This is a genomic window from Cellvibrio mixtus subsp. mixtus J3-8, from assembly GCF_000766945.1.
GTDB classification, from domain to species: Bacteria; Pseudomonadota; Gammaproteobacteria; order Pseudomonadales; family Cellvibrionaceae; genus Cellvibrio; species Cellvibrio mixtus_A.
This window is the reverse complement of record NZ_KN266213.1, coordinates 214,258-226,435: the sequence shown is the minus strand read 5'-3', so window position 1 is coordinate 226,435 and position 12,178 is coordinate 214,258. Positions and strand designations below refer to the sequence as shown.

At 46.6% G+C, this 12,178-nt stretch carries 9 protein-coding genes and 1 pseudogene; 5 read left to right on the top strand and 5 right to left on the bottom strand.

Translation table 11 applies throughout. From position 1 onward, the window contains the following. The 5 genes and pseudogenes from A596_RS23610 to A596_RS19290 all read left to right on the top strand — a co-directional run. Positions 1–210: pseudogene (locus A596_RS23610) on the top strand (glycoside hydrolase family 6 protein); the annotation flags it as partial. Between the two features lie 187 nt (positions 211–397). Then, on the top strand, positions 398–643 hold the full coding sequence (locus A596_RS19305) for a TIGR02647 family protein (RefSeq protein ID WP_039917858.1): 246 nt from the start codon (positions 398–400) through the stop codon (positions 641–643). Between the two features lie 147 nt (positions 644–790). Then, a complete protein-coding gene (locus A596_RS19300; RefSeq protein ID WP_160280185.1) occupies positions 791–1,777 on the top strand; it encodes a DUF4380 domain-containing protein in 987 nt (328 codons plus the stop codon). A gap of 548 nt (positions 1,778–2,325) precedes the next feature. Beyond that, positions 2,326–4,923, top strand: coding sequence for a cellulose-binding domain-containing protein (locus tag A596_RS19295; protein WP_084128659.1), 2,598 nt, complete (start codon positions 2,326–2,328; stop codon positions 4,921–4,923). 334 nt (positions 4,924–5,257) lie between these two features. Further along, the gene (locus A596_RS19290) at positions 5,258–6,082 is read left to right on the top strand and encodes a MipA/OmpV family protein (protein WP_039917856.1); all 825 of its coding nucleotides are present in this window, start codon (positions 5,258–5,260) and stop codon (positions 6,080–6,082) included. Positions 6,083–6,164: 82 nt separating this feature from the next. Here the strand turns inward: A596_RS19290 and A596_RS19285 are convergent, their stop codons facing one another. The 5 genes from A596_RS19285 to A596_RS19265 all read right to left on the bottom strand — a co-directional run bounded on the left by A596_RS19285 (position 6,165) and on the right by A596_RS19265 (position 12,169). Continuing rightward, positions 6,165–6,614, bottom strand: a complete 450-nt coding sequence (locus A596_RS19285; protein ID WP_039917855.1) for a DUF2383 domain-containing protein — start codon at positions 6,612–6,614, stop codon at positions 6,165–6,167. Positions 6,615–6,664: 50 nt separating this feature from the next. Continuing rightward, positions 6,665–7,561, bottom strand: a complete 897-nt coding sequence (locus A596_RS19280; RefSeq protein ID WP_052417700.1) for a lipid kinase — start codon at positions 7,559–7,561, stop codon at positions 6,665–6,667. Positions 7,562–7,582: 21 nt separating this feature from the next. Continuing rightward, positions 7,583–8,335: a phosphatase PAP2 family protein gene (locus A596_RS19275; protein WP_052417699.1), complete on the bottom strand. Its 753-nt coding sequence runs from the start codon at positions 8,333–8,335 to the stop codon at positions 7,583–7,585. A 124-nt stretch (positions 8,336–8,459) separates the two neighbouring features. After that, on the bottom strand, positions 8,460–10,961 hold the full coding sequence (locus A596_RS19270) for a glycoside hydrolase family 95 protein (RefSeq protein WP_052417698.1): 2,502 nt from the start codon (positions 10,959–10,961) through the stop codon (positions 8,460–8,462). Between the two features lie 203 nt (positions 10,962–11,164). Then, on the bottom strand, positions 11,165–12,169 hold the full coding sequence (locus tag A596_RS19265; RefSeq protein WP_052417697.1) for a serine hydrolase domain-containing protein: 1,005 nt from the start codon (positions 12,167–12,169) through the stop codon (positions 11,165–11,167). Positions 12,170–12,178 lie beyond the last annotated feature (9 nt).

The window sequence follows — 12,178 nt, the reverse complement described above, 5'->3', positions numbered from 1 at the left end:
CCACCGGGTGAGTCGGATGGTGCTGCATCAAAAGAACTTTCCTATGATCCACAAGATCCTGCGAAAGGCTTTGATCGCAACTGTGATCCAACGTACACCAATGCGGCGGGAACCACGACCGGGTCATTGCCTAATGCCCCAGTTGCTGGCCGCTGGTTTAAAGAAGGCTTCCAGGTACTGTTGAATAACGCTTATCCACCGTTGCAATAAATTACGGTGGTACGTTAGAAGTAAAAAACTCCCGGCCTAAAAACCGGGAGTTTTTGTTGTGATTTCCCCTGAAACACTGGCGATACCGGAGGACTGTGCTATTTGTTAACGGGCCAGTTTTTTACAAGACGCATTACACGATAATTTTTAATAATAACTAGTTTAATAATTAACGAGGTAAGTGATTATGCCTATCCCTAGTGACTTGATTGCCGAAATGCAAATTTTGCGGATGTTCACCGCCGACAGCCATCAGTCTGGCCTTAAGGTGCATTCCGATGCAGCACCGGAATTGATTGCGGCTACCCATCGCCTGTATGAAAAACAATTAATTACCCAGGTGGATGGCGGCTACCCGACTGCACTCGGTTATGAATGCGCGCAACATTTGCAGCAGTTATTGCACATCCTGAATACCAAACCTTTATTGTAATTTTTAAATTCAACTAGTGACTTTTGCGAATGGCAATGAGAGCATTCGCCGCCCCGTCCAGAGGGCAATCAATACATAAAAAAACAGATCTGTGAGAGAGCAAATATGTCCCGATTTCGCGCTTCTTTATTAAGGAAATTGTTCATTATGTTTGTTCCTCTCGCATTATCGGCGCACGCTGAAGTGGAAAGAATAATTTTAGACAATGGAACTGTCGCTGTTGAAATAACCCCGGATATTGGTGGGCGATTATTGTCAGTCCATTTGGCGGGGCAGCCTAATTTTTTAAAAATTGGAGAAGCTGTTGTCACTGAACCTAATCCACTGGTGACCCCGGAGGCAAATAATATTGGTTATTTAGGGCATGAAATCTGGGTCGGTCCGCAGAGCGAATGGTGGACACATCAATTGCTAAATGACGAGCGTCGCGCGCGAAAAGCAGTGTGGCCACCGGATCCTTTTTTAATTCTGGCAAAAAATAACGCCGTAGAAAAAACTGATCAAAAAGTCGTTTTACGCAGCCCCAATAGCCCGATTTCCGGCGTTGCGATAAAAAAAACGTATTCGTTAGTGGATGGAAAACCAAACCAAATCCAGCTGAATGTTGAAGCAACCAATATTCGCGATACCAAAGTATCCTGGGATATCTGGTTTAATACGCGGGTTCCTTATAGTGCGCAGGTTTATGTTCCCATCGCGAATGAAAGTGATGCGCGTATCGAACACTTTTCCGATGCAACCTACGATGGTTTAACGCATCATTTCAGCGATGGATTTTTCGCGCTGGAAAATTCCAATTCGACGCAAAAACAGGGCCGCAAAGGCAAAATATTTATCCAGCCTTCCCAGGGATGGATGGCCGCATTTCGCGATAAGCAGTTATTAATTATCCAATTTAATTTACAACCGAAAAGTGCGATCCACCCGGAACAAGGGCAAATCGAGTTGTACCAGGAATTTTTGCACGCGGAGTCTGATGAGGGATTATTGGAACTGGAGGTTCATGCCCCGTACAGAACCTTGCAGCCCGGTAAAAGTATGAGTGCAGCCGAAACCTGGACCCTGCTACCCTATGATGGACCTGCAACCCGAGCCGCCCATATTGCGTTTCTCAAGCAGCTCTCGCTGCCTTAATACTTAACTCCCATCGTATTGCGACCCGAAAGCTTATCGGGTCGTTTTCTCGTGTGAATCTCCTTACCCGTTTTTCAAGCCTACTCCCCAACTGGGATTAACACATATATCAAAAAGTGAGTTTAAGTCAGTTTGACAATAGCTAAATAGTGTTTGGTTATTGATTTTCAATCTATTAGTATTAATTAACATATTTAACTCATAAAACCATTAATTCTAATAAAAATAATTGGTAAAAATAGAGCTATATAGGGCACTGTCCCATGAAAGCCTTGATAGCTATCTCGCGTCACCGAAGGCTACGCGTCACAGAAGACTATTGATGTTTAATGATTTCCGGAGGAAATGGCCTCCGTGTGCAGTTGTTAGCTGATGCAGCTGCCACCCGAATTTGTGCGGTTACTGGCGGCAACCAGCCAGTGAAGGGAGAGGGAAGGCCCGTTGGTAACCGTACAAATCCAGCTACACCCAAGACCACTACTCATTTCCATCAGTGTTAATAACAAGAAGCACGAATAACGATAAATTGCTTTTAACAGGAAACGCCTATGAAACTCAAAACACTGGCCACAGGCTTAGCCTTGGGGGCCGCATTAATCACTCCATTATTCAGCGTTTATTCAATCGCACAGACTTCCGAAGCCTATAACTGGAACAGCCTTGCTATTGGCGGCGGCGGATTTGTCTCAGCAGTTGTGCCCAGCAAAACTGAGCAGGGTTTGGTCTATGCCCGCACCGACGTAGGCGGTGCCTACCGTTGGGATAAAGCCGCCAGCCGTTGGGTTTCCCTGCTGGATTGGGTCTCTGAAGATGAGACCGGCTACCTTGGCGTAGAGTCGCTCGCGCTGGACCCTAAAGATCCTGCCAAGGTGTATCTGCTTGCCGGCATTAGTTATTTCAATAACGGTAAAACCGCTATTTTACGCTCCAGCGATTACGGCAAGACCTTCACCATTATCGATACCACCAGCCAATTTAAAGCCCATGGTAACGGTATGGGGCGCCAAAACGGCGAGCGTTTGCAGGTGGATCCGGGGTCAAGCAACGTGTTGTATGTGGGAACGCGCTGGAATGGTTTATTCAAAAGTACCGATTCCGGTTCCAGTTGGACGCGTCTGGGGGGGTTAAATATCACCACCACGCCCAATGAAAATGGCATCAGCTTTGTTGCGTTGGATCCGTTAAGTGTTTCGGGTGGCACGGCGCAACGTATTGTGGTGGGTGTGTCGCGCTTTGGTTCGGTGGGCGCCAACCTCTACCGCAGCAACGATGGCGGTGCGACTTTTACCGCAATTTCCGGGGCTCCGACAGCCTATATGCCCCAACGCGCTGCCTATGCGGGCGATGGCAATCTTTATATCACCTACGGTAACGGTGCTGGTCCCCATGGCCATTGGGCGCAACCTGAACCTATGGATGCCGGCCAGATCTGGAAATATAACCTCAACAGTGGTGCCTGGACCAATGTAACACCCAGCGGCTATACCCGGGCCTTTGGCGGTATCAGTGTGGACCCGAATAATGCCCAGCGCTTACTCGCGACCACCGTGAATACCTACATGCAGCAGGGCGATGCCTGGGGCGATCGCATTTTTATTTCCACCAATGGTGGCAGTAGTTGGACCGATGTTATCCAGCGCGGTTTTGCGCGCGATGCGCAAGGTATTACCTGGATCAACGGCCATGCCATCCATTGGGCTGGAGCCATTGAGTTTGATCCCTTCGATACCAATGCCGCCTGGGTAACGTCCGGTAACGGTGTATTCAAAACCTCCAATATCAATGCAACAACCACAACCTGGGCTTTCAACGTAAAAGGGTTGGAGGAAACAGTACCGCTTAATATCGTCAGCGTACCCAATGGTCCGTTGCTAACAGTGATCGGGGATTACGACGGTTTCCGCCATACCGATCCCGCGCAATACGCCCCTATCCATACTCCCCGCATGGGAACTACCACAGGCCTGGCCGTTGCAGCGCAAATGACTAACATTGTGGCGCGTGCGGGTGGGGGCGATACGCCGGCTCTTTACACTTCTACCGATACCGGGGTTAGCTGGACCAAAGCGGCGAGCATGAATGGCAAGAATGGCCAGTTGGCGCTATCGGCTAACGGCAGCGTTCTACTTCACAGCCCGCAGGATTCCACCACCACCTATCGCTCCACGAATCTGGGGTCCAGCTGGGTTGCCGTGTCGGGATTGAGTGTTAATAACGCGCGACCGGTTGCGGATTCGGTAAACAGCAACAAGTTCTATGCCTACAACAACGGCACCATGATGGTCAGTACCAACGGCGGTGTTTCATTTGCGGCGGCCGGTTCACTGGCATCCGGTGGTTCCAATGTGATTCGCGTTGCGCCGGGGATTGAGGGCGATATCTGGGTTGCCTTATATGGTGGTGGTTTGGCGCGTTCAACAAACTCGGGATCATCGTTCGCCACGATCAGTGGTGTTAGCTACGCCGGTGCAGTGGGTTTTGGTAAAGCGGCAACGGGTGCAACTTATCCAACGGTTTACATCTGGGGAACGGTGAATGGTGTGCGCGGCGTTTATCGCTCTATCAATGCCGGCAACAGTTGGACGCGTATCAATACTGATGCACAGGAATTCGGTGGTCCCGCCAATGGCCAGTTTGTGATTGGCGATATGAACACTTTTGGATTGGTATATATGAGTACGGCGGGACGAGGTGTTGCCTACGGTAAGCCGTCGGGCGTTGTGACTTCATCCAGCGTATCCAGCAGCATTGCTGCGACCAGCTCAAGCCGCTCCTCCAGTTCCAGTAGCGCGCCATTGAGTAGTTCATCCAGCAGTCGCTCCTCAAGTTCGGGCGCGAGCACCAATAATTGCACCTACGTTGTAAGTAACCAATGGGGTACGGGCTTTACTGCCGCGATTCGCATTAAAAACAATCGCACCACCGCAATAAACGGCTGGAACGTCAGTTGGAGCTACAGTGACGGCAGTGCGGTCACTGGTGGCTGGAATGCAACCATCACCGGTTCCAATCCTTACAGTGCAGTGAATGTCGGCTATAACGGTACCATCCAACCCGGACAAACCGTTGAGTTCGGTTTCCAGGGCACCAAGCCTTCAAACCTCAATGCATCAACACCCATCGTGAGTGGTGCAGCGTGTAATTAATATCATTGTATTAACATGTGATTTATCTCCTTGTAGTTTGATGTTTGTTGTCGCCCGGTTGAAAAACCGGGCTTTTTTTTGCCTGCGGAAAAATTAACCCGCGTAATTTAAATAATGTTCGTACGCAGCATTCGCGCCGATTTAATAGTCATAGACTCAATCGATATTTCGTCACATTGAGTTTCCCGGAGTTTGTGATTATTGTGTGCCCCGATTAATAGTCAGGCTGGCAGTAATCGGGATGGCTGGCAAAACCATTGCCAGTAAAATTATCACCGGCTAAATCATGTTAGCTACGGATATGGGCGAGTTTATGGTCAGGAATATAAATCACATGTTACGCAAGCCAATAGCAAAACGTGCGATGCTATTTTTGTGTTGCATCGGCGCTGATTCCTATGCCGACGAATTCAAACATGAATTGCAATTCGGGCTGGGTGTTGGCGGGCAATATTTGCCACATTATCGTGGGTCCGATGAAACCCATCTCAAAGTGTTGCCAATTCCGGTAGTGGAATATCGCGGCAGGATTTTCAAATCTGATCGCGACGGCACACGTGCAGAATTTTCACTTGCGGAGCGAATTGAATTTAATGTCAGTGCAGATTTGGCTCTCAACGACGGCGCTGAAGATAATCGCATGCGTGAAGGTATGCCGGAACTTGAATCTGAATTCCAGTTAGGCCCATCAATCAATATTGATTTGACTGGCCATGGTTTTAATCGCGGTTTAATTTTGCGTTTGCCTGTCAGGCCTGCATTTGCTGTGGGTAACGGCATTGACTATATCGGTTATACCGCCAACCCAATGTTGACCTGGGTCCAACCAAAAGTGTTTGATAAATGGCGATTATCGCTGGATGTAGGTGCACTCTATGGATCGAGCGATTATCACGAACATTATTACAATGTCGCACCAAAATATGTTACGGCAACCAGGCCGGAATACGATGCTGCAGATGGTTTTAGCGGCACATTCACTGAGTTGAGTATTTCATCGCGGGAAGGGAATTTGGTGTACGGGGTCAGCCTGCGTTATGACAACCTGCGCGATGCTGTTTTTTATCCAAGCCCGTTAGTGGAAACCGGTGATTACTGGAGTTTTTCGTTTGGTGTGGGATGGTTGTTTAAAAGTTGGTCCTGGACGGAAAAAATTTAACCATACCTGGTATCTGGCGTTAATTCTTCTTCACAATACACCTGCAATAAAAACCTTTTTTGCAGGTGTATTTTTTCAGTTTCTACGCCGGCTGTTGTGCCAGGCGGGAAAGTGTTTCGATTGTGCCATTGACTTGTAATGCCAGATCAGCCAGCAATTTTCCGCACACATTGTTTTCGTCACTGCTGTTCGCCTGATCAATTAATTCCACTATTCTTGTTTCAACGTCGATTCGTTGTTGCAGTAATTTGCTGGTGTAATCTTCAGAAACGGCGGCGCTAATATGATGAATCAACATCTCGCCATCTTCTTTATCCGGGTCTGGCATGGAGGGCAAATCCCCGAGCTCACGGATTTTATTTTCGAGCGCCGGGATAAATTGTTTCCGCTCATCCGCTATTTTTTTAAATTCATTGGCAATTTTTTCATCCGTAAGCAACTGCACTGCATCGCGATAGTGATCAACAGATTCTCTGCTGGTCACCAAAAGCTCGTTTAATGACACTTCCAGGTCGGAGAGTAAACGAAACATTTGTTAGCTCCTTTATAACTATGAAATTGCTGGTTCAAACGGGCGAGTTATCAATCTTCAGTGGTACCGCAAATAACTTCCAATGCTTGTGGAATAACTTCAAACTCGGCCGGTGTTTTACTGATTTGTTCTCCATCCGCATGAATTTCAAGGGGCGGTATAGTGGTGATCGTAATTTTTTGCGTAGACAGTGTGCAGGTTTTATTGGTGAGTTGATGTTTGCCAAAGCGCAACAGGGGAGCGCAGGTTAACATTTGCCAAAATGTTAATGGATAAATGCTGTATAGACACAATTGGCCATCATCAATCTCGGATTTCTCATCAATGATATTCCCGCCGCCATAATAACGGCCATTACCTACCGCCAGCTGGATGGATTTCATTGAGCGAGTATTGCTGCCGGTTTGCAAAATAACGCGAAATGTTTTGTGCCTGCTGAACGCACTGAAAATGGCTTTTAAATAACTGAATACTCCCCACTTTTTTTTCAGGTCAGGCGTCAGTTCCTGGGTTACCTTAACACCTAATCCAATATGGGCAACATTGAGAAAGTACTTCCCATTTACTTTGCCGAGATTAATACGGCAAGTCTGCTGTTGCCGTATCACATTAAATGCTTCGGTTAGGTCAGTCGGGATGTTTAACGTGCGCGCCAAATCGTTTGCTGTGCCCAAGGGTAAAATAGCAAAACGTAATTGGTGCTGGTAAAGTTTTTCCAATGCAGAATTAATAGTGCCGTCGCCACCACCAATAATTACCAGTTGTATTTGTTGATGATATTTTTCAATGATTTGTGCAGTGGTTGTTGAATCGTCCAACATTTTTAGCTGGACTGTTATACCAGCGTTATTGAGTGAATCGATACCCTCCTGGATTTCCGCCTCATTACCATTGCGGCTATGAGGGTTAATAATCAGTAGAGCAGAAATTTTTGTCAGGGCACCCAAGATTTTCTCCCGCACTTAACATTATGCATTCGTCGGTGTTTCAGTATCGCGGCTTTGCAGCCACCGTGCTAATAACCAACAGGCTATTGCCCAGGCCGCGCCGGCAGTCCAACCGGCCAATACATCAGTGGGCCAATGTACGCCGAGATAAACGCGGCTTATTCCCACGAGCAATGTAATAGTCGTACAAAATGTCAAAATAAAAATTTTTATCCGTTTGCGCCGTTGCGTAGTGGCTAGCAGCGCACCCAATGTTAAATAAGTGCTTGCCGATAGCATTGAATGCCCGCTTGGAAAGCTTGCGGTATAAACAACCGTATTGTGGGGGACGAGGTCAGGGCGGTCGCGATCAATCGTTTCCTTTAGTGTGCTGCTCACCGCTAATGCCCCCAGCGTTGCAAGAAGTACAACCAAGGCCAACCGGGGTTTTAAATCCATCAATAAATAACCCAGCACTGCCAGGGTTAGCAATATCAGCACCGCGTTGCCGCCCAACGCTGTAATATCCCTTCCAACTTCTTCCAGCCAGCGCGGCCCGAGTGGATCGCTCAAATCACCGGGGTTGCGCATCAATAGCAATAAGTAGCGATCAAGTTCATGCGGCGTATCCTGCACCGCTAACTGGGTCAGTAGTGCAAATATCAAAAGCGCTGCAAATAATGCAAATATTGCCAACAACACTGGCAATTCCCGTTTCCACAACCAATCCCAACTGGTCACCAGCCAACTCTTTGAAAGTTGATTGATATCCTTGTTATCTAAGGTTGTTTTCATTGTTTTTGAATGCTCCGGAAACATTGGTCAATGCAATCTACTGTCTCGATGTACTTACATTTAAAACGTAAGAGCAAGTTACGAGCCAAGAGTTCTACTGTTTATGACGGTATTAAAATGATTGTTATAACGCTTTATTGCTCCATAAATACTCCTGCCCTGCACGAGTGGGTACGTCGATGACATAGGTTTGATCCAGGGATAAGTACGGCAATTTCTTATGGGTATGTATTAACGGTTTCTTAATTGCCGGCACTGCAAATAACGGATTAGGATTTTCTCCGCGCGCATTTTTTATGGGGAATCCGCTTGCCTTTGGTAATGGGGCGTAAGTGCGCAAGCGCAAATTTCCTCCTAGCTGAGACACGATTTTCAATTCGCAAATAACGCCTTTCTCCCAGCGCATATTGACCAGAAAGCCACCGCGCATCAGTAACCCTTTTACTTCACCATCGGGCCAGGCTTGTGGCAGGGCAGGTAAAAGATGGATGGCGCCGTCATGGCTTTGTGCAAGCATTTCTGCAATGCCTGCGGTAAAGCCGAAATTGCCGTCAATCTGGAACGGTGGGTGTGCATCAAACATATTGGGGTAGGTACCGCCTTCTTGTGAAATAGTCTCTGTGTTAAGTGATGCGGGTTTAATTTGTTCGCGAATGAGTTTCAGTGCGCGGTCACCGTCAAGCATGCGCGCCCAAAAATTAATTTTCCAATTCATGGACCATCCGGTCGATGGATCACCACGTTGTTCCAATGTTACGCGCGCCGCGTTGAATAATTCCGGTGTGCGCAGGGGGGATATCTGGTTGCCGGGATGTAGGCCGTATAAATGGGAAATATGGCGATGTGCATCCAACGGATGATCCCAATCATCCTGCCATTCCTGTAATTGATGGTATTGTCCGATTTGCATAGGCGGTAACTGATCAATAATTTTTTGCCAACGTTTTAGTAGTGGTTTTTCCTCTCCAAGGGCGTTTGCCGCTGCGATACTGTTGGTGAATAAATCAAACACTAATTGATTATCCATGGTTACGCCTGAAGCAATTTTTTTACCAGTAGCCACGGGTTCGTTTTCGGGAGACATGGAGGGTGATACAACCAGCCATCCTGTGCGGGGATCTTTAACCAAAAAATCTTCAAAAAATTCACACGCGCTTTTCATAATAGGAAAAATTTCACGCAGGTAATTTTTATCACCGGTGTATAAATATTTTTGCCATAAGTGTTGAACTAACCAGGTGTTGCTGGTTGGCCATGCCCCCCAGGACCAATCAACACCACCGGTGATACGCCAGATATCGGTATTATGGTGCGCCATCCAACCGCGTGCGCCGTACATCTGGCTCGCACTTTGTTGCCCTGTTTGCGCAAGGTCGCGAATCAATTGGATGAACGGCTCTTCCAGCTCTCCCAGATTGGTAACCCGGGCTGGCCAGTAATTCATTTCGGCATTTATATTAATCGTGTATTTGCTATCCCATGCAGGATCTTGCCGGTCATTCCAGATACCTTGCAAATTTGCCGGTTGCGTTCCTGGTTGTGAAGATGAAATTAATAAGTAACGCCCAAACTGAAAATAAAGATTGATCAATTGCGGGTCATGGCGTTTGGAAAACTCACGAATGCGTTTGTCAGTTGGTTCATTAGCGAATTCATTCGTGCCTAAATTCAAACTGGCACGATCAAAATAATTTTTATAAAAACTGCTGTGGGCATTCAGTCGATATGAATAAGCGATAGGCGATTCGGTGAATTTATTGGTGGCATTTTCCATGGCCGCCTGCGCACGTTCCAGCGCATTGGCACTAATATTGTTATAGTTAACAAAATTAGTGGCCATGGAAACCAAAATAATAACTTCGGAGGCATTGGATATTTTCAGCTTTTTTCCATCGCTGGTTAATTTGCCATCATGTTTTGCCACTTTAACCAGGCTGGCAAGTTGTACTTGCCCTTTAATGCCCTCATGGTCACGTGATTTTCCTTGCATTAACAGCGTCGATCCGATTGCATCTGCGTTGACCGGCATATTGTCCGGGTGCGCAAGCGCCATGGAAAAATTCAATGCACCTTTGCGACTTGCGTGAATTCGTATTGCAATTACCTGATCGACCAGTGAGCTAAAAATTTCCCGCTCATAATTCACTCCATTCGCTGAGTAGCGTGTACGCGCAACAGCATTACTAATATCCAGTTCGCGGTAATAATTCGTCGCATGGGTGTGATCGGGAAAATCCAGAAAAAGATTGCCAGCAGTTTGGTAGGGCATGCCGTTAGAGTCCTGGCTAGTGATGGTTTTTTCAGCCAGGGCAGATGCATCAGCATAATTTCCCTGGTTAATTAACTGGCGAATGTGTGGTAACGCCTCCCGCGCTGCGGGATTAATATTATTATGCGGACCACCGGCCCAGAAAGTATCTTCATTTAATTGCAAATTCTCATGTGTAACGCCACCGTACACCATTGCGCCCAGGCGACCATTACCTAATGGCAGGGCTTCTTCCCATTGATTGGCAGGTTTATCGAACCAGAGCTTCAATGGTTTTTGTTCCGCCGCGCAGGGCAGGGTGATAAACGCGATGTAAATTAATGTGTATTGTGTTAATGAGCGCAGAGTGGAATACATACGTTAATTCCCGGAAGCATTAAATAATTTATGTGTTTTATGAATGTGGAATTGTAGCGGCAAATTTATTGTCTGTTGTGTCGTGAGTTGACCGGGTATGATTAAAAAGTGCAAAGGTTTGTGGGGGCGTTATGAAAGGGGATGCCAGCCAGCGGTAAATACCGATTTGCTGGCTCGCCGTTCATCAATATGCTTATATGGTGCTAATTATTTATTTCCAGCAGCTCCATCACTATATCTTCCATTGCTGTCCAGGTATTAATGGCCGGGCTATTTGCCAGGCAAACAATCCATAATTGCTTTTCCGGAAAATTTGCTATCACCGTATTAAAACCAACCCAGCCACCGGTATGGTAGGTATGTTTATAGTGCTCATAAGTATCAAATTCCCAGCCATATCCGTAATCCACTTCTTTGCCCGAGCGTGTTGTGCCTGTAGTAAAAATTTTCTCCATCATGAGAGGGCTGATGAGTGAGTGACTTTCCAGGGCGTAAATCCATTTTTCCAGATCATCAATGGATGAATAAATTCCGCCTTCACCTAATAATGTGTTTCCCCTGTCGAAATCTATATTTTCAAAAAATGGCCAATTAGAATAGGAAATGGCTTGGTGTGGTATTGCAAACGGAGGGCTATAGGTGCGGCTATTGTGCATTCCAAGCGGTGTAAAAATCCTGTCATCCAGAAACCTGGTAAATGTTTGACCGGATACTTTTTCTATAATCGTGGCCAATAAATTATATGCACCATTGCTGTATTCAAAGTGGTGGCCTGATTCGAAATCCAGTTGTTGAATATTTTTATAAAAATTATAAACATCTATATTGAATGCCATTGGTTTATCGCGGTTGGTACCGCATAGGTTGTCGTAACATTCAGGCAGGCCGGATGTGTGATATAGCAAGTCCGCAATTGTTACCGGAATCATACAGGGAGGGAAATCGGTAAAATATAGGGTAATTGAGTCTGTTATCGATAATTTTCCTTGTTCTTCCAGAATCGCAATGCACATGGCAGTAAATTGTTTGGAAACGGAAGCCAGCCTAAAATTGGTTGCAGTCGTAACAGGTTCCTTTGTCTCCAGGTTCCGTAACCCATAGCCTTTCTTGAAAATGGTCTTTCCATTACGGATCACCAAAACGGCAAGCCCGACCTTTTCGTGCAAATTATAGCTTTCAAATTTCCTGTCGAATAAAAATGTATTCATGGCTAGTCC